Origin of the sequence: Stutzerimonas zhaodongensis, assembly GCF_003696365.1 — a bacterium.
GTDB lineage: Bacteria > Pseudomonadota > Gammaproteobacteria > Pseudomonadales > Pseudomonadaceae > Stutzerimonas > Stutzerimonas zhaodongensis.
Window position 1 is genome coordinate 73,407 of the sequence record NZ_RFFM01000006.1, and the last position, 18,402, is coordinate 91,808.

Genomic DNA, 18,402 nt, shown 5'->3' on the forward strand with positions numbered 1-18,402 from the left:
GAGCCGAGATAAAAAGCGATAAGATCGCCGCGACTCGTCAGGAAATCTCACCTATGCGTGAAAGCCTCCCTCCTCTCAACGCCCTGCGAGCGTTCGAAGCGGCGGCGCGTCTGCAGAGCGTAAGCCAAGCGGCAGCAGAGCTCAGTGTGACCCACGGTGCCGTCAGTCGGCAGATCCGATTGCTGGAAGACGATCTTGGCGTCGCGCTTTTCAGCAAGGATGGGCGCGGCGTAAAACTCACCGATGAAGGGCTGCGGTTACGTGATGCGGCAGGCGATGCGTTCGAGCGCCTGCGCAGCACCTGTAGCGAGCTGCGCCAGCAGACGGCCGATGCGCCTTTCGTGCTTGGCTGTCCGGGCAGCCTGCTGGCGCGCTGGTTCATCCCGCGATTGGACAGGCTCAATCGTGACCTGCCAGGTCTGCAGTTACAACTTTCTGCCAGTGAAGGTGATCTGGATCCGCGGCGGCCCGGCCTGGATGCCACTCTTCTCTATGCCGAGCCGCCCTGGCCGGCGGATATGCAGGTATTCGAGCTTGCCGGCGAACGCATTGGCCCGGTGCTGAGTCCGCACCATCCTCAATGCGCTGCATTGCGTGATGCACCAGCGTCGGCATTGCTTGGCGAGGCGCTCTTGTATACCGCCTCCCGACCCCAGGCGTGGCCGGCCTGGGCGAAGGCCAACGGTCTCCAGCCGGAGGCGTTACGAATGGGGCAGGGTTTTGACCACCTTTATTTTCTGCTCGAGGCGGCGTTGGCGGGTTTGGGGGTGGCGATCGCACCGCATCAGCTGGTGGCTGATGATCTACGTCAGGGGCGTTTACTAGCGCCTTGGGGCTTCGTTGAAACTCGGGCGATGCTCGCGCTATGGGTTCCATTACGACGAAAAGACCAGAGAGCTGAACGCTTGGCGGGCTGGCTGCGCCAACAGCTCGACTGATTCGGCTCAGGGACAGGTCAGCAGCCCGCGCGGCGCGGCGTTGACTAATCCTTCCTATGGCGACCAGCGGTAACGCCGCCGGTCTGGCGCCACTAAAACGACATCATGCTTGCCGATACATTCTCTACATCCGTGGAGCGGCCCGGCGCACTGGTGTCAGGGCTGTCAGCAGTCGTTCGAGGAGAACAGTGATGGTCCAAAAAAAACGTGCGTACATTTTTGCCTCCGCGATGCTTGCTATCGGGGCGGAGCAGGCTGCAGCCAAGCCAAACGCGGCAGTAGATGCTTCGTTGAAGGCCGGTCGGCCTTTCGTCGAGGGCGAGTTGCTGGTGCAGTTCAAACCCGGCGCCACCGAAGCGGCCACAAGCGCCGCCCTGAGCAAGCAGGGTGCTAAAAGCGCGCAGAAGCTGCTGGATAAAGCGCTGCGCAAAGATGCCAAAGGCGATCTCGTTCAGGCTACTCTCGGGAAGGGCAAGAAGGTAAACGCTGCGCTGATTGCGCAACTTGCTTCCGACCCGGCGGTGGATTTCGTCGAGCCCAACTGGACCTATAGCACGCAGTTGGCCAACCCGAACGATCCTGGCATCAACATGCTTTGGGGTATGCAGGGCGCGACTACATCACCTGCCTCGCCTTATGGCAGCGGTGCCCTGGCGGCCTGGAATGCCGGAGCGCTGTGCTCGGACAAGATCCATGTCGGCATCATTGACGAAGGCGTGATGACCACTCACGGCGACCTGCGTAACAACGTATGGATCAACCCGGGCGAGGGTGTTCGTGCCGACCGCAAGGACAATGATCGCAACGGTTTTATCGATGACATCCATGGCTGGGATTTCGCCGACAACAATGCTAGCGTGTACGACGGCCCAGCCGATGATCATGGCACCCATGTGGCCGGCACCGTTGCGGCAGTGGCCAACAACGGCGCCGGAGTGTTCGGTGTATGCCCAACGGCTAAGCTGATCACCGCGAAGTTTCTTGGAGCCAATGGCGGCACGACGGCAGGGGCTGTAAAGGCGATCAACTACCTTACCCAGCTGAAACTGGCGAAGAAGATCAATCTGGTTGCGACAAACAATTCGTGGGGCGGTGGTGGATATTCGCAGGCGTTGCATGACGCCATTCAGGCCGCTGGAAACGCCAACATCCTGTTCATCGCGGCGGCGGGCAACAGCGGACTCGATATCGACAGCACGCCTGGCTACCCCGCGAGCTACAAGCTGCCAAACGTGATTTCAGTAGGGGCTATCGATAAGAACGGACGCCGTGCGGGCTTCTCGAATTACGGCGTCAACAACGTGCATATCGCCGCACCAGGCGTTGATATCGTTTCGACTGTGCCGACGTCGACCGGAGTTGCGGGCTATGCCTATATGAGCGGAACGTCGATGGCGGCCCCGCATGTCACCGGTGCGGCCGCGCTGTACGCCTCGCTCAATCCCTGCGCCACCAGCGCTCAGATTCGAGAAGCGCTGCTGAGGCTGGCTGTACAGGACCCTCAACTCACAGGTGCGGTGCAACTCAATCGCAGACTTGACGCGTCCAAGATCCGCCGAGAGCTGGCCTGCGCGCCCTGAGCGCGCAGATATGCTTGCCTATTGCGCTGGGCCTTAGCTGGCCAGCGCGGTTTCGGTAGCTGTGTCGGCCTTCTTGGTAGCGGTAGCGGCTTTGTCCACGCCGTAACCCTGGGGGTTGCGGCTCTGCCACCTCCAGGCGTCGGTGAGCATGGTGAGGAGCCCTTTTTTCGCCTCCCAGCCCAACTCATCGCGTGCCTTGGTCGTGTCCGACCAGCACTGTGCAATGTCGCCCGGGCGACGCGCCTTGTATATATGGGGCAGCGGCCGACCAATAACCTCTTCGAACGCGGTGACCATCTGTCGAACTGAATAGCCGCGGCCGGTGCCTAGGTTCCACGTGGAAACACCATGAACAAGGCTCAGGCGCTCCAGCGCTTTGAGGTGACCCTTGGCGAGATCCACTACATGGATGTAATCGCGAACGCCGGTACCATCTGGTGTTGGGTAGTCCGCACCATAGACACTAAGGTGTTTGCGACGGCCAATTGCAACCTGAAGCATATAGGGCAGGAGGTTGTTTGGGATGCCATTTGGGTCTTCGCCAATCAGCCCTGATTCGTGCGCGCCGATGGGGTTGAAGTAGCGCAGCAACGCAATCGACCAACGCGGGTCAGACTCGGCCAAGCCCCTGAGCACGTTCTCGGCCATCAGCTTGGATTGGCCATAGGGATTGGTTGGTATGCCGGTTGGGCAATTCTCGGTGATCGGCATGCGAGGGGAGTCGCCATAGACCGTGGCCGATGAGCTGAACACCAGCTTGAAGATGCCGGCTTCGGCCATTGCCTGACACAGCGCGATGCTGCCACTGACATTGGTCTCGTAATAGCGCAGCGGCTCGCGCACGCTCTCACCCACAGCTTTTAGGCCAGCGAAGTGCAGCACGGCTTCTATGGGATAGGAGGCGAACAGCGCGTTGAGCAGGGAGCGATTGCGCACGTCGCCTTTGACGAACTGTACAGTGCGACCGGCCAGGTGCTCGACTCGATCCAGCGCGACCTTCGAACTGTTGCAAAGGTTGTCCAGGACGAGCACTTCGTGCCCGGCCTGGAGAAGCTCCAGTACTGCATGGGAGCCGATGTAACCGGCTCCACCCGTTACCAGAATCATGTGTCTTCCTCGCATAACAGAATTTTGTCGACGCGCAGGGAGACTGCGGCTGGCCGTTAAAGCTCGGTCGCTGCGTGCATCTCCAGGGTTAGGGTCGGCAGATCGGTAGGTGCTGAATGCATGAAGCACGCGTCACCGATGCCGGGGTAAAACTGGCGTCCTGTGATAAGGACGGGGGAAGCGGCAAGCAAGTTCCAACGAAACGGCAGTCACCCGATGACCGACCTCCACAAGCGCAAAGGGAACCTTGTATGGCACGGTGCCGTCCATAACCGGCGGATGGTGCTTGCGTGTCGGTCGTTTTTCTGATTCCAAAAGCGCTTTTTTAATGTTTGCCACGCGCAGGAGCGCGGGTTTTGCGATGCGGCGGAAAGGACTCAGGAGCGGCTTCGCCAGATGACGAGGTTTCCATGAGCTGGGCCGGCCCGTACCAATATGAGATTGGCAAATCACCCGACAAGCAGGAGACGCCGCCCGAGGTCATCTTCGACGAGCAGGTCCCTACCCTGCTGTGTTTGTCCCACCTGCGCTGGAGTTTCGTCTATCAGCGCCCGCAGCATCTGATGTCGCGTTTCGCTCGTGATTTCAACCTGTTGTTCTGCGAGGAGCCCATCCCTACCGAGGATGAGCAGCCCTGGCTGGAAGTGCGCCCTGAAGAGAACGGTGTGCAGGTACTGGTACCGCGTCTGCCCCATGGCTGCGAAGGCGAAACGGCCCTGCGCGTACAGCGCGAGCTCCTCGATGGCTACCTGAGCAAGCTGGGTGTCGACGAGCTGATGCTCTGGTTCTACACGCCCATGGCCCTTGATTACGCGGGTCATCTGCAACCGTCGTTGACCGTCTACGACTGCATGGACGAGCTTTCAGCGTTTCGCGGCGCGCCACCGGAGCTGGTCGAGCGCGAACGCGAACTGCTCAAGCGTGCCGATCTGGTCTTCACCGGCGGTTACAGCATCTGGGAAGCCAAGCGCGAGCTGCATGACAACGCCCACGCCTTCCCCAGCAGCGTCGACGTGGAGCATTTCGCAGAAGCACGGCGGATCCAGGCCGACCCCGCCGATCAGGCCGAAATTCCCCATCCACGGCTGGGCTTCTACGGCGTGATCGACGAGCGCTTCGATATCGAGCTGGTCGCCGAGGCCGCCAAGCAGCGCCCGGATTGGCAGTTCGTGCTGGTCGGCCCGGTGGTCAAGATCGACCCGGCTGACCTGCCGCAGCGCGACAACATTCACTACCTCGGTGGCAAGACTTACGACGAGTTGCCCAAGTACCTGTCCGGATGGGACGTGGCGATCATGCCCTTTGCGATGAACGAGTCGACACGGTTCATCAGCCCCACCAAGACCCCCGAATACCTGGCGGGAGGTTGCCCCGTGGTGTCCACGCCGATCAAGGACGTGGTACGCACCTACGGCGACACCGAGATCGTCTACATCGCCGACGGCGCCGATGCGTTCATCGCTTCGGTGGAGAAGGCGCTTGTTGACGGGGAAGACCGCGACCGTCTGTTGAAGATCGCCGATGAGATTCTTGGAGACATGTCTTGGGACCACACCTGGGCCCTGATGAAGGAGAAGATGCAATGCGCGAAGTGAGCCTGCGAGACAGCAATCCCGAGCAAGCAGGCGGTGGCGCCAGCGAGGAATCTTCCAACCGTCGACGTGGATTCGATTACCTGATCGTTGGCGCCGGCTTCGCTGGCAGTGTGCTCGCCGAGCGCCTGGCTACTGGGCTGAACAAGCGCGTGCTGGTGGTCGATCGCCGCCCGCACATCGCCGGTAACGCCTACGATCACTACGATGAAGCCGGCGTGCTGATCCACCGTTACGGCCCGCACATCTTCCACACCAACGCCCAGCGCATCGTCGACTACCTCTCGCAATTCACCGAGTGGCGCCCCTACGAGCACCGCGTGCTGGCGCAGGTGGATGGCCAGGAAGTACCGATCCCGATCAACATGACTACGCTCAACAAGCTCTACGGTCTGAACATGACGACCGAAGAGCAAGCGGCAGATTTTCTCGCCAGCCGTGCCGAGCCGGTGGAGAACATCCAGACCAGCGAAGACGTGGTAATCAACGGCATCGGCCGCGAGCTTTACCAGAAGTTTTTCCGCGGCTACACCCGCAAGCAGTGGGGGCTGGATCCGTCGCAGCTGGACAAGTCGGTGACCTCGCGCATTCCGACGCGCACCAACACCGATGATCGCTACTTCACCGATACCTTCCAGCAAATGCCCAAATACGGCTACACCAAGATGTTCGAGAAGATGCTCGCGCATCCGAACATCAAGGTGATGATCAATACCGACTACCGGGAAATTCGCGATGAGGTGCAGTTCGACCATCTGATCTTCTGCGGCCCGATCGACGAATACTTCGACTACCGCTTCGGCAAGCTGCCGTACCGCTCGCTGAAGTTCGAGCACAAGCAGCTCGACCAGGAACAGTTCCAGGCGGTGGGTACGGTCAACTACCCCAGCGAGGACGTGCCCTATACGCGCATCAGCGAGTACAAGCATCTCACTGGGCAGGTCCACCCGAAAACCAGCGTCACCTACGAGTACCCCGCGGCCGAGGGCGACCCCTACTACCCGATCCCGCGTCCCGAAAACGCCGAACTGTACAAGCGCTATCAGCAGCTGGCGGACGAGACGCCCGGCGTGACCTTCGTCGGCCGTCTGGGCACGTACAAGTACTACAACATGGATCAGGTGGTGGGCCAGGCGCTGGCGGTGTACAAGCGCATCGAAGAGGCCGAGCAGGGGCCGGCGGCAGGCGAGAGCGCCGAGCATGCGCGCAGTCTCGCCGACCAGGCCCCGTGATGGAGAGCACCTGATGCATCAGCCATCGTTGTTCAAAAGCTTCTTTCTCGGCGGCTTCGAATGCTCGACCCATCGGCGCAGCGACGGCAGGCGTCTGGACCTGCTTGCGGCCACCGGCCACGATCGCTGGGCGGCCCACGACTACGCCGTGCTGCACCGGCATGGCATACATGGCATCAGAGATGGCGTGCGCTGGCACTTGATCGAGCAGACGCCCGGCCACTACGACTGGTCGAGCTTCTTGCCCATGCTCCAGGCGGCGCAGCGACAGGGCACCCAGGTCATCTGGGACCTGTGCCACTACGGTTGGCCGGACGACATCGATATCTGGCGTCCGCAGTTCGTCGAACGCTTCGCCCGATTCGCTGCAGCGACCGCGCAACTGGTCAAGGACGAGTCCGATGGCGTGCCGTTCTATGCGCCGATCAACGAGATCTCGTTCTGGTCCTGGGCGGGCGGCGACGAGGCGTATTTCAATCCCATGGCACGGGGGCGGGGCTTCGAGCTCAAGCACCAGTTGATTCGCGCGACGATTGCGGCCATCGACGCCATCCGGGAAGTAGACCCGCGTGCGCGCTTCGTGCAAGTTGACCCGGCCATTCACGTCACCGCTCGCAATGATCGCCCCGGCCCGCGACGGGATGCGGAAAACTTCCGCCTGTCGCAGTTCCAGGGTTGGGACATGCTTACCGGTGAGCTGTGGCCAGGGCTAGGCGGCGCGCCGGAGTATCTCGATATCCTCGGGGTGAATTACTACTCCGATAACCAGTGGTATCACAACGACGGCAGCACCATCGAGCGGGATAGTCCGGACTACCGCCCCTTCAAGGGCATCCTCAGCGAAATCTGGCAGCGCTACAAACGACCCCTGCTGATCGCCGAAACCGGGGCCGAGGGCGATGTGCGCGGCGACTGGTTGCGTTATGTGAGTGAGCAAGCCGGGCTCGCCATGCAGCGCGGCGTGCCGATCGAAGGGATATGCCTTTATCCCGTACTCGACTACCCCGGCTGGACCGATGATCGCCACTGTCCGGTGGGTTTGCTGGGCTTTCCTGATGAGCACGGCAACCGCTGCGTACACGAAGGCCTGGCCGACGAGCTTCATCTGCAGCGAGTGCGCTTCAAACAGATGAGCGCCGCGCTGCGGCCTGCCGAAACCCTGACATGAACGCGCCGGCCGGAGTGCCCAACGCCAAACCAAGAGCGGCGCCGTTGCCCAGCCGGCCGGTAGCCTTTCTCTGGCGTTACGTATGCGCTCGGCCGTGGCATTTCAGCGGGTTGCTGGCCCTGATCATCGGCGCGTCCAGCTGCGCGGTCGCGGTGCAGTACGGCATGAAGCTGCTGGTGGACGCCATGGCACAAGGTGGCTCGGACCGCGCCAGTGCGAATGTCTGGTTCCCGCTGGGTCTGTTCATCGGGCTGATCGTCACTGAAAACGTATTCTGGCGCCTTGGCGGCTGGTTGGGTTGTCGCACCGTGGTCGCCAGCGTGGTGGATATCCGCGTCGATCTGTTCAAGCACCTGACTGGCCACCCGATGCGTTACTTCACCGAGCATTTCGCCGGCTCGCTGGGTAATCGGATTTCCGCACTGGGCGCGGCGGCTGGCGCTATCTACGGCGGCCTGGCCTGGAAGATCGTGCCGCCTATCGTCGACTTCATCGGCGCGGTGGTGGTGCTGCTCACGGTGGATGTGCGGATGGCGGTGGCGCTAATCCTGTTCGTCGCCATCGTGGCGGTGCTGATCACCGGCTTCGGTATTCGCGGGCGTGCCAAGCACCAGCGCTTCGCCGCACAGTCGGCGAGGGTGGGCGGGGAACTGGTGGATGCGGTATCCAACGTCTGGACCATCAAGGCGTTCTCTGCGCGTGATCGCGAGGCCGAGCGCCTGGCGCACGAAATCGGATACGAAGCTCGCGCCCAGCGGCGGAGCTGGATGTATCTGGAAAAAGCCAGGGTGATGCATGATATCTGCCTGTCCGTCATGGCCGGCGGCATGCTGATCTGGGCAATCAATCTCTGGGTGGGTGGCGAAGTTACCGCCGGTGACGTGGTGCTGGTCAGCGCACTGACCTTCCGCATTCTCCACGGCTCGCGAGACCTCGCGCTGGCGCTTGTGGACGCCACCCAGCAGATCGGCGCCATTGACGACACCCTGCGCATCATTGTTCAGCCCCATGGCCTGGAAGACAGCGAAAACCAACTGCTGCTGGCTGAGGGCGATATCACCTTCGAGAAGATCAGTTTCAGCTACGCCGGGCGCAACTCGGTGTTCGAGAATCTGGATCTGCATGTCCCGGCCGGGCAGAAGGTCGGGGTGGTGGGTACCTCCGGTGCCGGCAAGTCCACGCTGATCAACCTGATTCAACGCCTTGACGACGTTCAGAGTGGGCGCGTGCTCATCGATGGTCAGGATGTACGCAGCGTCAGCCAGGACAGCCTGCGCGAGAAGATCGCGGTCGTTCCGCAAGAGACCGCGCTGTTCAACCGCAGCATTCGCGAGAACATCCGCTACGGCCGACCCGATGCCACCGATCAGGAAGTGGTGGAGGCGGCACGCAATGCCTTCTGCGACGGCTTCATCCGGCAACTGCCTCAGGGCTACGACACGATGGTGGGCGAGCGCGGGGTAATGCTGTCCGGGGGGCAGCGTCAGCGTCTGGGTATTGCCCGTGCGTTTCTCAAGGATGCTCCGATCCTCATTCTCGACGAGGCCACCTCGGCGCTGGACACCCAGTCGGAAGGGGAAATCCAGGCGGCGTTGAACAACCTGGTGCATCACCGCACGGTAGTGGCGGTTGCGCACCGGTTATCGACGCTGTCGAGCTTCGATCGGATCATCGTGCTGCGTGACGGGCGCATCGTCGAGGACGGCGCACCGATGGAGTTGCGGAACCGCGGCGGTGAATTCGAAGCACTGTGGCGGATGCAGGCCGAAGGCTTCAAGCCACAGGCCGACCCGGCAGAATGAAGCGCGCCGCGGTGAACTCGAGCAGCCTCCGGGAGCTGGGTTATGACCCCGACAAGCAGGTGCTGGAAGTGCTGTTTCACAACGGCTCGCTGTACCGCTACGAGCAAGTGCCGGCCGAAGTGGTGCAGGCACTGCTAGAGGCTGACTCGCTCGGGCGGTATTTCAATCAGGTATTCAAAGCCCGGGATTACCGCTACCGGCGGGTCGAGTGACGTGCCGGTGAGCTGACACCCACCCTACAGGCTGTGCGTCGATGAACGCGGGCAAGTTGCTGGTCGGTGCCGCGTGGAAACTGCGAAGCGTATCCACCACTGAGATTCGCCGCCCGCCATCGGCGGATCGACCGCTCCGCTGAACTTCCGAGGCCCTTCGCAGGCCTCAATGAAAGGACGCGTCATCACCGAGCGGAGGCTCCTCAGACCAGCAGGGGATTTATTCATGTCGGATCATCACACGTACAAGAAGATCGAAATCGTCGGTTCCTCGCGCAACAGCGTCGACGAGGCGATTCAGAACGGCATCGCCGAGGCCAGCAGCAAATTGCAGAACGTCGAATGGTTTGAAGTGGGCGAGATCCGTGGCCACGTCGAAGATGGAAAGGTTGGCCATTTCCAGGTCACCATGAAGGTCGGCTTCCGCCTCGCCAACAGCTGATCAACTGGCCGGGCGGCCCGGCAGCGGCTTTCTCAGCCAGCTGCCCGGGATGCCGCCGGTCAGCCGTGGCCCGTGGGTGTATCACCGCGGCTGCGTTCATAGCGACGCAACAGCGGCTGAGTGCTCAGCCCGTGAATCACGATGCTCAAAACCACTACCGAAATCACTAGCTGGATGATTGCCTCGGCCTCGTCTGGCAGCAGCCCGTGCGTTACGGCATAGCTGAGGTAGTAGAGGCTGCCGATGCCGCGGATGCCAAACCAGCCGACCGTGAGGCACTGGGTACGATCCAGATAGCGGCGAGGCATCAACAGCCACACGCTAAGCGGTCTGATGACCAGGAACAGGGCCAGCGCCAGAGGCACTGCACGCCAATCCCAGTGCACTGAGACCAGCACGCCGAGCATGGTCACCAGCAGCACTTCGAGCATGCGCTCCAGCTGCCCGCCAAAGGTCAGGATGTCGCCCACCATCACGCCAGCTGCCACCTTGGGCTCAGCGATTTTCCCACCTTCGAGCGGTAGCTCCCGAGGCGCCAGACCGCCTTCGGCCATGTGCGGCACAGCGTTTGCGATCAACTCTTCGGATGGCGTCTCCGACTCGTCTGCGGCGTCCTTTTCGGCGTGGCGCAAGCCGAGGCCGGCGGCAAACACCGCCAGGAATCCCCAGGCTCCGATCAATTCTGCACCCACGTAGGCCAGAGCGATAAGGGCCAGGGCCAGTGAGTCATTGGGCGACATCGAAGTGTCTGCGTTGCGTGCGCGGAGGAAGATCGCCAGTTTGCCGATCAGCCGACCGAGCAGGTAACCGGACAGCAATCCAGCCGGCACCGCCCAGAGCAAGCGATGCACGGCCCAGTCGCTCACCCAGCCCGACGCCAGCGTCTCCTGTTCGATCAACAGCAGGCCGAACACCACGAAAGGAAAGGCCGTGCCGTCATTGAAGCCTGCCTCACCGGAGAGCCCGTAGCGCACGCGGTCGCTGTCCCGTGAGTTGTTCACTTGCACCAGGCTGGCCAATACCGGATCGGTGGGCGCGAGGATGGCGCCGATCAAAACCGCGATGCCCCAGCTCAGTCCCAGTGCGAAGTGACACAGCAGCGCGACACCGGCGATGCATGCCAGCATCACCGGCCCGGCGAGAATATATGCGCTCTTCCAGGCTGGGTCGCGCAGCGGCATTCGTAGCTTCAGGCCGCTGACGAACAGGGACACCAGCACCGCGATTTCAGTGAGATGCTCCATCCAGCCTGCGATATGCAGGAAATCCATGTCCCACAAGCCGACCCCCAGCTGGCCGATCAGCAAGCCGAAGCCGAGATAAATCAAGGATGTGGTGACGGGTAGCCAGCGCAGATACGCCGACGCCAGCGCTAGTATCAGTAGCAGGATGCCGAGTACAGCCATCCATTCGAGAAAATTCATGCAAGGTTCCGAGGCTGATGCGCCTGATCTTGTTCGGCGCGGAGTGACGCATTCGAACCGGCCGCTCCTGCAGGGTTCAGGGTCGCTGGCGGATGGCACCAGTGGCGTACCGCTATGAGCCAGCCGTCCATTGCCTGGAATTGCCCGTGCATGGCCCTGTCACTAGAAGGCAACTACAACCTTCCAAGTGTCTGCCGTCGGTGCTGCGGCAGTGGAGTGAGCATTCATGACAGATTCAAAAGTGGCACTGGTGGTCGGCGCCAGCGGCATCATCGGCCATGCCCTTGTGGAAACGCTGGTCCAGGACGGGAGCTGGAGCGTGCGGGCGCTTCGCCGCACCTTAGTGCCGGATGTCGAAACCCTCGACGTCGACCTGACCGATGCCATTGCCACCCGTGATGCGCTTGCGGCGGCCGGTGACACCACCCATGTGTTCTACGCCGCCCTAAAGCCAGATGGGAACCTCGGTCGTGAAGCCGAGATCAACGGTGCCATGCTGCGCAACCTGCTCGACGGGCTGAAGGCGGCCGGCGCCAAGCTGCAGCGCGTCGTTCATTATCAGGGCGCAAAAGTCTATGGCGTGCATCTGGGGCCAAGCACGGCGCCATTCTATGAGGACGAGACGCCGCGTCATCTGGGCCCGAATTTTTATTACGACCAGGAAGACCTGCTCCGTGAGCGCGGCGAACGTGGCGACTTCGAATGGTCGATCCTGCGGCCCGACGTGGTGGTCGGCGACATTGCCGGTAATCCGATGAACATCGCGCTGGTCATCGGCGCATTCGCTGCGCTCAGCCAGGAGACCGGTGTGCCGCTGCGTTTTCCGGGCTCAGTGCGGACCTATCGTGAGGTGCTGGCGCAGCTGACCGACGCGCGCTGGCTGGCGCGGGCGAGCCTCTGGGCGGCCCTCGACCCGGCGGCGCGAAACCAGGCATTCAATCTGGTCGGCGAGCCGTTTCGCTGGGAGCGCATCTGGCACAAGGTGGGCGAGGCGCTGGGTCTGGAGGTTGCCGAGCCGCTGCCGTTCTCCCTCGGGCAGCAGATGCCGGAGATGGCGGGTGTCTGGCAGCGAATCGCTGAGCGCCATGGATTGGAACCTATCCCGTTCGACAAGCTGGTGGGCTGGCCCTTCGGCGATTTCATTTTCAACACCGAATTCGACATGGTTTCGGACATGGGCAAGATCCGCCGTGCCGGCTTCACCGAAGCTGTCAGCACTGAAGACTGCCTGATCGCCGCGCTGCGGCGACTGGGCGAGAAAGGCTACATCCCCACATTCGCAAACCTTCAGCCATGAGGAACGATCAATGAAAGCCATGACCTACGAGCGCTACGGCGAGCCCGATGTGCTGCAACTGACGGAGCAGCCCATGCCCAAGGTGGCGCCCGGTGAGGTGCTGATCCGCGTGCGCTGTGCTGCGGTGAATCCGGTGGACTGGAAGCTGATGTCCGGCAAGCTCGATGCGGTGATGCCAACCTTCTTCCCGGTCATCCCCGGCTGGGACGTGGCGGGTACGGTGGAGGCGGTGGGCTTCGATGCGCCCGAATTCGTGCCGGGCGACGAGGTGTTGTCCTACGCGCGCAAGGATTTCGTTCAGGGCGGCACCTATGCCGAGTTCGTCAGCGTCCCGGTGCGCATGGTGGCGCACAAGCCGCAAGCGCTCGGCTGGGACGAGGCAGCGGGCCTGCCGCTTGCGGGGCTGACGGCCTATCAGCTGCTCACCCGTCTGGGTACGCAACGCGGTGACGTGGTGCTGGTGCATGCGGCCTCAGGCGGCGTCGGCGTGATGGCTGCTCAGATTGCCCGCAATCTGGGCGCTCGGGTAATCGGCACGGCGTCGCAGAAGAACCACGCGTTTCTCGGTTCGCTTGGCATCGAGCCGGTGGAATACGGTGATGGTCTGGCCGAACGTGTGCGCTCATTGGCGCCGGAGGGCGTCGATGTGGTCGCGGACTTCATCGGCGGCGTGCTTCCGATCACCCAGGCAGTGCTGCGCGATGGTGGGCGTCATGCCTCTATCGTCGACGACTCGGTGCAGGAGGCGGGTGGACATTACATCTGGGTGCGTCCCAGCGCAGAGGATCTACAAGTGCTGGCGGGCATGGCCGCCGAGGGGCGCCTGGAGGTGCCCATCGCCGAGCGTTTTGCACTCGAGCAGGCGGCCGATGCGTTTCGTCTCAACCAGACCGGGCATGTGCGCGGCAAGATCATCGTGCAGGTCGCCGGCGATTGATGCAAAACAGCGCCCAGCCGTGGCCGGGCGCTGCCATGGGGCCTAGCGCAGCCCGGCGAGGATTTCGAACGCGCGGTGGCGGTCGGCGGTTTCATAGAAGTCGCAGGTGAAAATCAGCTCATCGGCCTGGGTCTGCTCCAGCAGTACATCCAGGCGGGCGCGGATTTTTTCCGGGCCGCCGATCATGGCCATGCCAAGGAAGCTGCCGACGGCATCCTGCTCGTGGGGTAGCCACTTGCCCTGCATGCTTTTCACCGGCGGCACCAGCACCAGGCTCTGGCCGCGGATCAGCGCGAGAATGCGCTGGTAGGCAGTCGTCGCGAGATACTCGGCTTGCTCGTCGGTATCGGCCGCCATCAGCGGCACGCCGAGCATCACGTAAGGTTTTTCCAGCGTCTCGGAAGGGCGGAAGTTGTCCCGATAGAGGCGTATCGCATCGTGCATGTAGCGCGGCGCGAAATGGGACGCGAAGGCGTAGGGCAAGCCCTTGGCGGCGGCGAGCTGAGCGCTGAACAGGCTGGAACCCAGCAACCAGATTGGCACGTTGCTGCCAACGCCGGGCACTGCGATCACCCGCTGATTGGGCTGGCGCGGGCCGAGCAGCAGTTGCAGCTCCTCGACATCTGCGGGGAAGTCATCCGCGCTGCCCATGCGGTCGCGGCGCAGCGCATGAGCGGTGAACTGGTCGGCGCCGGGCGCGCGACCCAGACCCAGCTCGATGCGGCCTGGGTAGAGGGCATCCAGGGTGCCGAACTGCTCAGCGATCACCAGCGGAGCGTGGTTGGGCAGCATCACGCCGCCGGAGCCGAGACGGATACGCGAGGTGCCGCTGGCCAGGTAGCCCAGCAGTACCGACGTGGCGGCGGAGGCGATGCCGTCCATGTTGTGGTGTTCGGCTACCCAGAAGCGCTCGAATCCGAGCTGCTCGACATGTTGGGCCAGGGCCAACGAATTACGCAGGGCGAGGCCGGCATCGCCGTCATCGCGGATGGGGGCCAGGTCGAGGGTGGAAAAACGCGTGTTTTCGATACGGGACATCGTCTACCTCTTTGCTGACGGATAGTGAGCGGCGCGGCTCAGTAGCAGTGCTCGGCCTCGGCGCGAGCCAGCACTTCGTTCTGCTCGTCGCGCAGCCAACCTTGAGGGGTGAAGCCCAGCGAGCGCGCGTGGAACAGGTAGCGCCGGCCGGGCTGAAAATCGTCGTAGCGGATCACCATGGTGCAGCGCAGATACTGGGTATCGCCGAAATCTCCGGAGCCGCCCTTGCTGATTTCGAATTCATAGCGCGCTTCGAGTTCATGCGCGCCGGGGCTAACCTGGAAATAGCGACCGTCGGGGGTGCGCTTGCCATCCAGGCGGTCGGACATGAAGGTATCGATGCCGTCAGCGCGCAGGTCGACCCAGGCCATTTGCGGGTCCGGCGCGGGCAGGGGACCGGCGCAACCGCCGATACCAACAGCGAGGCCCAGTGACAGGATGGGGGCAACGAGCAGACGCATGGTGATTCCTCCGGCTGACCGCAGAATCAGCGCCTGCTGTTGCGGTCAGTCATTGAGCCTGAGCCAGATGGGGCTCTTTTTCAACGACTGCACCGCGGCGCAAGCGTTCACCACCGCATTCAGCGAGCGGCAACGCCTCCGCATCCGCGCTCGCTGGCCTTGGCCAGCAGTTGGTTTCGCTCATCATAGAGACGCGCCCAGGGGCGGAATCCGTAGCCGCCGGCGACCAGCCGATATCGCTCACCGGCGCTGAAGCCGTCGTAGTCCAGCGTTAGACGGCAGTCACGCTCCAGTGTTTCGCTGTCGCGTCCGACATTGGCGGCGCCGACTTCGAAGCGATAACGCATGCCCAATTGATGGCTACCGGGTGTGACCTGAAAGTAGCGGTGGTCATCCAGCGGTTTCTCGTCCACGGCCACCGCTTTGAGCTCGGTTTCACCGCTTGGCACCAGTTCGACCCAGGCCTGGCTGGGATCGGGCGAGGGCATCCACAGGGCGCAGCCACCCAAGGTGGACAGGGCGAGAGCAAGAATCAGGATTCGCATTGAACAGAGGTCTCCGACCGTTGGTGCTCCGGCTCCTGGCCTCGGCGTGCTCGGTGGTTGGGTAGGCTTCGATGTCGTTGTAGGCTCAGCGCACCGACCCCGGAGGTCATGCATGCAGGTGAGCGATTGTTCATTTCGAAGCTTAAAAGCGCCCCAATCGACAACCGATCGCTGTGTTGGGTTCCCCTGTTACTGGTGATCGGTCTGGGCGGTTGCAGCACCTATTACGGGCAACTGGCGGCCGGTCAACTGAGCCTGCTGAGCAAGCGCGAACCCGTTGCCGCAATTATCGAGAACCCTGAAACCGACCCTCAGCTGCGTCAGCGGTTGGCTGCGGCGCTCCAGGCCAGAGCCTTCGCCAGCAGCGCATTGGCCTTGCCGGATAACGGCAGCTATCGGGTTTACGCCGATATTCAGCGGCCCTATGTGGTGTGGAACGTGTTTGCGACCGAGGAGTTTTCCGTGTTGCCGCTGACCCACTGTTTTCCGATCGCCGGTTGCGTGGCATATCGCGGCTATTACCAGGAGGGCCGCGCTCGGGGAGCGGCAGCGCTGCTCAAGGTGGACGGTTACGACACCCTAGTTGCCGGCGTGCAGGCCTATTCGACGCTCGGCTGGTTCGACGACCCGCTGCTTAGTTCCATGCTGCGCTGGGACGATGAGCGCCTCGCTGGGCTGATCTTCCATGAGCTGGCCCACCAGCGGTTGTACGTGGCTGACGACACCGCGTTCAACGAGTCCTATGCGTCCTTCGTAGAGCGCGAGGGAATGCGACAGTGGCGAGCGAGTCGCGGACTGCCAGCAGCTCGCGACGCGGCACGAGAGCATTACGCTGACCTGTCCCGGCTGGTGCTCGACACCCGGGAGCGCCTTGCCGCGCTTTATGCCTCGGGTGTGGGCGAAGACGCGATGCGCGCAGGCAAGGCTGCCGAGTTCAGCCGCATGCGTCAGGCTTACCGGCAGCTACGTAACGGGCCCTGGAAGGGCGACGGCCGGTTTGATCGTTGGATGGCACAGCCGTTGAACAATGCCAGCCTGGTGCCGTTCGGCCTTTATGACGGATGGGTGCCGGCCTTCGCTGCGTTGTTCGAGGAAGTCGGCGGTGATTGGCAGCGTTTTCATGCAAGGGTCCAGGCAGTGGGAAGTCTGTCGTCCGACGAGCGGACAAGGCTGCTGGACTCGCTTCGCTGAAACACGCGGCGTACCGTTCAAAGCCAGCCACGGCAAGCGTTGGCCGTACTCTCGGAAAGTCTGATAGCGACTCGTTCGGCGAGGTTGGCTACTGCCGCTTATCGTGTTCTGCGATTTTCGAGCGGCGGGTTACGGAATTGTTTTGCCTATGCCTCCGTCCATTTTCTAGACCGTCAGCCCACGCTGATCCGTGATTGAGCCGTGCGTGCAAGCGCGACTACTTAGAAAAATCCGTCTCAACGGAGGCTCCATGGACAACTTGACCGGTATCCTCGACAACAAGGGTACGCCACTCGACAAGCAGAAATTTACCTGGAAGGAGATGGCGGGCAAGCCTATCAGCAAGCTCGACGACGACGCCTTCACTCGTGTGCGCATCATCCTGATGAATGGGATCGAAACCGACGCGCTGCGTCTCAAGCATGGGATCGCCCGGATTACCGGCCAACTGCGCGGCCCGCTCGCCGAAATCCGCCGGGTCGAGCAACACCAGGCCACGATGATCAACTGGTTGATCTCCGCCGACCACTCGCCGCTGGAAACCACCGTTGCCTACGAGCAGGTCGCCATCGAGGTCACCGCCGCCGTCGCCCAGACCGAGCTCGATCCTTATCAAGCCCAGACTTATCGCTTCGGCCTGCTGGAAGACTTCGACCACCTGTACCGTTACTCGGCCATGCTCGATCGCCTCGAAGGCAAGGATGCAAACAACATCCTGCAGGGCTACACCGATATCGTGCCGGGCCGGCAGACGTCCGAGCACCATCGCCACCCTGAGAACGACCTGCGCGAAAGCTACGAGAAAGAACAGGCGGCGCTGATCACCAAGATTCATGCGGCGATGATCACCGCGGCTGAATTCCAGACCCACGATTACTACATGAACATCGGCCCGCTGTTTGCCGACCCCCTTGCGCGTCAGCTATATGCCGAGATCGCCTCGGTCGAAGAGCAGCACGTGACCCAGTACGGCTCGCTGGCCGATCCGCAGGAATCCTTCATGGAGAAGTGGCTGGTGCATGAGGCGATGGAAGTCTATGCCTACGCCAGCTGCGCCGAGCAGGAAACCAATCCGCGCATCAAGGCGATCTGGGAACGCTTTCTCGATTACGAGCTGGGCCATCTTCAGGTTGCCTGTGAGCACTTCAAGAACATCGAGCGTCGCGACCCGGCGGAGATCCTTGGCGGTCCGCTGCCGAAGATGATCGAGTTCAAGAGCCAGCGTGAATTCGTCCGCCAGGTCCTGGCTGCCGAAGTCAATCTGCGCACCAGCGGCACCCAGTACGTAGACAAGAGCGAAGAAGCCCAGAGCTCCCTTGATTACCGCGCCCAGCTCAATTCGGAAGGCATCGCCTCGAATATCGTTTCGGCGGGCTACCGGTGGGCACCCGGCGGCGAACTCATGCAAATGCGCAAGGTTCCTTGAGGAGACTGAC

17 protein-coding genes are annotated in these 18,402 nt (G+C 62.3%); 12 read left to right on the forward strand and 5 right to left on the reverse strand.

Features of this window, described 5'->3' with window-relative positions; genetic code table 11:
* Positions 1-53 precede the first annotated feature (53 nt).
* On the forward strand, positions 54-938 hold the full coding sequence (locus tag EA797_RS18430) for a LysR family transcriptional regulator (RefSeq protein WP_122167879.1): 885 nt from the start codon (positions 54-56) through the stop codon (positions 936-938).
* A 191-nt stretch (positions 939-1,129) separates the two neighbouring features.
* The gene (locus EA797_RS18435) at positions 1,130-2,518 is read left to right on the forward strand and encodes a S8 family peptidase (RefSeq protein ID WP_122167881.1); all 1,389 of its coding nucleotides are present in this window, start codon (positions 1,130-1,132) and stop codon (positions 2,516-2,518) included.
* 33 nt (positions 2,519-2,551) lie between these two features.
* Here the strand turns inward: EA797_RS18435 and galE are convergent, their stop codons facing one another.
* Positions 2,552-3,625, reverse strand: a complete 1,074-nt coding sequence (gene galE / locus EA797_RS18440; protein WP_122167883.1) for a UDP-glucose 4-epimerase GalE — start codon at positions 3,623-3,625, stop codon at positions 2,552-2,554.
* A gap of 410 nt (positions 3,626-4,035) precedes the next feature.
* On the opposite strand from galE, the gene EA797_RS18445 reads away from it, so the two are divergent.
* From EA797_RS18445 to EA797_RS18470, 6 genes are all read left to right on the forward strand, one after another.
* Positions 4,036-5,220: a glycosyltransferase family 1 protein gene (locus EA797_RS18445; protein WP_122167885.1), complete on the forward strand. Its 1,185-nt coding sequence runs from the start codon at positions 4,036-4,038 to the stop codon at positions 5,218-5,220.
* Positions 5,208-6,449: a UDP-galactopyranose mutase gene (gene glf, locus EA797_RS18450; protein ID WP_122167887.1), complete on the forward strand. Its 1,242-nt coding sequence runs from the start codon at positions 5,208-5,210 to the stop codon at positions 6,447-6,449. Before EA797_RS18445 ends, glf begins: the two co-directional genes overlap by 13 nt.
* Before the next feature lie 13 nt (positions 6,450-6,462).
* Entirely contained in the window at positions 6,463-7,617 is a 1,155-nt protein-coding gene (locus EA797_RS18455) for a glycoside hydrolase family 1 protein (RefSeq protein WP_122167888.1), read from the forward strand.
* Positions 7,614-9,419, forward strand: coding sequence for an ABC transporter ATP-binding protein (locus tag EA797_RS18460; RefSeq protein WP_122167890.1), 1,806 nt, complete (start codon positions 7,614-7,616; stop codon positions 9,417-9,419). The genes EA797_RS18455 and EA797_RS18460 overlap by 4 nt, the downstream gene beginning before the upstream one ends.
* Positions 9,416-9,631 carry a KTSC domain-containing protein gene (locus tag EA797_RS18465; protein ID WP_122167892.1) on the forward strand — a complete coding sequence of 72 codons (216 nt, stop codon included), beginning with the start codon at positions 9,416-9,418 and terminating at the stop codon, positions 9,629-9,631. Before EA797_RS18460 ends, EA797_RS18465 begins: the two co-directional genes overlap by 4 nt.
* 226 nt (positions 9,632-9,857) lie before the next feature.
* Entirely contained in the window at positions 9,858-10,073 is a 216-nt protein-coding gene (locus EA797_RS18470; protein ID WP_122167894.1) for a dodecin, read from the forward strand.
* 59 nt (positions 10,074-10,132) lie between these two features.
* On the opposite strand, the gene EA797_RS18475 is transcribed toward EA797_RS18470, so the two are convergent.
* Positions 10,133-11,497, reverse strand: a complete 1,365-nt coding sequence (locus tag EA797_RS18475; protein ID WP_122167896.1) for a cation:proton antiporter — start codon at positions 11,495-11,497, stop codon at positions 10,133-10,135.
* Between the two features lie 226 nt (positions 11,498-11,723).
* Between EA797_RS18475 and EA797_RS18480 the strand changes: the two genes are divergently transcribed.
* The gene (locus tag EA797_RS18480) at positions 11,724-12,794 is read left to right on the forward strand and encodes an SDR family oxidoreductase (protein ID WP_122167898.1); all 1,071 of its coding nucleotides are present in this window, start codon (positions 11,724-11,726) and stop codon (positions 12,792-12,794) included.
* 10 nt (positions 12,795-12,804) lie between these two features.
* Positions 12,805-13,731, forward strand: a complete 927-nt coding sequence (locus tag EA797_RS18485; protein ID WP_122167900.1) for an NADP-dependent oxidoreductase — start codon at positions 12,805-12,807, stop codon at positions 13,729-13,731.
* Positions 13,732-13,773: 42 nt separating this feature from the next.
* Here EA797_RS18485 and EA797_RS18490 read toward each other — a convergent pair whose 3' ends face one another.
* The 3 genes from EA797_RS18490 to EA797_RS18500 all read right to left on the reverse strand — a co-directional run bounded on the left by EA797_RS18490 (position 13,774) and on the right by EA797_RS18500 (position 15,775).
* The gene (locus tag EA797_RS18490; protein WP_122167901.1) at positions 13,774-14,769 is read right to left on the reverse strand and encodes an LLM class flavin-dependent oxidoreductase; all 996 of its coding nucleotides are present in this window, start codon (positions 14,767-14,769) and stop codon (positions 13,774-13,776) included.
* A 38-nt stretch (positions 14,770-14,807) separates the two neighbouring features.
* Positions 14,808-15,230, reverse strand: a complete 423-nt coding sequence (locus EA797_RS18495) for a PA0061/PA0062 family lipoprotein (protein WP_122167903.1) — start codon at positions 15,228-15,230, stop codon at positions 14,808-14,810.
* Between the two features lie 119 nt (positions 15,231-15,349).
* Positions 15,350-15,775, reverse strand: coding sequence for a PA0061/PA0062 family lipoprotein (locus EA797_RS18500; RefSeq protein ID WP_122167905.1), 426 nt, complete (start codon positions 15,773-15,775; stop codon positions 15,350-15,352).
* 132 nt (positions 15,776-15,907) lie between these two features.
* Here EA797_RS18500 and EA797_RS18505 point away from each other — a divergent pair, with 132 nt between their 5' ends.
* Entirely contained in the window at positions 15,908-16,966 is a 1,059-nt protein-coding gene (locus tag EA797_RS18505; protein WP_122168136.1) for an aminopeptidase, read from the forward strand.
* Between the two features lie 250 nt (positions 16,967-17,216).
* A complete protein-coding gene (locus tag EA797_RS18510) occupies positions 17,217-18,392 on the forward strand; it encodes a hypothetical protein (RefSeq protein ID WP_122167907.1) in 1,176 nt (391 codons plus the stop codon).
* Positions 18,393-18,402: the final 10 nt, after the last annotated feature.

Coding starts and splice junctions, on each gene's coding strand:
- EA797_RS18430 (WP_122167879.1), top strand. CDS start 54: ATGCGTGAAAGCCTCCCTCCTCTCAACGCCCTGCGAGCGTTCGAAGCG.
- EA797_RS18435 (WP_122167881.1), top strand. CDS start 1,130: ATGGTCCAAAAAAAACGTGCGTACATTTTTGCCTCCGCGATGCTTGCT.
- galE (WP_122167883.1), bottom strand. CDS start 3,625: ATGATTCTGGTAACGGGTGGAGCCGGTTACATCGGCTCCCATGCAGTA.
- EA797_RS18445 (WP_122167885.1), top strand. CDS start 4,036: ATGAGCTGGGCCGGCCCGTACCAATATGAGATTGGCAAATCACCCGAC.
- glf (WP_122167887.1), top strand. CDS start 5,208: ATGCGCGAAGTGAGCCTGCGAGACAGCAATCCCGAGCAAGCAGGCGGT.
- EA797_RS18455 (WP_122167888.1), top strand. CDS start 6,463: ATGCATCAGCCATCGTTGTTCAAAAGCTTCTTTCTCGGCGGCTTCGAA.
- EA797_RS18460 (WP_122167890.1), top strand. CDS start 7,614: ATGAACGCGCCGGCCGGAGTGCCCAACGCCAAACCAAGAGCGGCGCCG.
- EA797_RS18465 (WP_122167892.1), top strand. CDS start 9,416: ATGAAGCGCGCCGCGGTGAACTCGAGCAGCCTCCGGGAGCTGGGTTAT.
- EA797_RS18470 (WP_122167894.1), top strand. CDS start 9,858: ATGTCGGATCATCACACGTACAAGAAGATCGAAATCGTCGGTTCCTCG.
- EA797_RS18475 (WP_122167896.1), bottom strand. CDS start 11,497: ATGAATTTTCTCGAATGGATGGCTGTACTCGGCATCCTGCTACTGATA.
- EA797_RS18480 (WP_122167898.1), top strand. CDS start 11,724: ATGACAGATTCAAAAGTGGCACTGGTGGTCGGCGCCAGCGGCATCATC.
- EA797_RS18485 (WP_122167900.1), top strand. CDS start 12,805: ATGAAAGCCATGACCTACGAGCGCTACGGCGAGCCCGATGTGCTGCAA.
- EA797_RS18490 (WP_122167901.1), bottom strand. CDS start 14,769: ATGTCCCGTATCGAAAACACGCGTTTTTCCACCCTCGACCTGGCCCCC.
- EA797_RS18495 (WP_122167903.1), bottom strand. CDS start 15,230: ATGCGTCTGCTCGTTGCCCCCATCCTGTCACTGGGCCTCGCTGTTGGT.
- EA797_RS18500 (WP_122167905.1), bottom strand. CDS start 15,775: ATGCGAATCCTGATTCTTGCTCTCGCCCTGTCCACCTTGGGTGGCTGC.
- EA797_RS18510 (WP_122167907.1), top strand. CDS start 17,217: ATGGACAACTTGACCGGTATCCTCGACAACAAGGGTACGCCACTCGAC.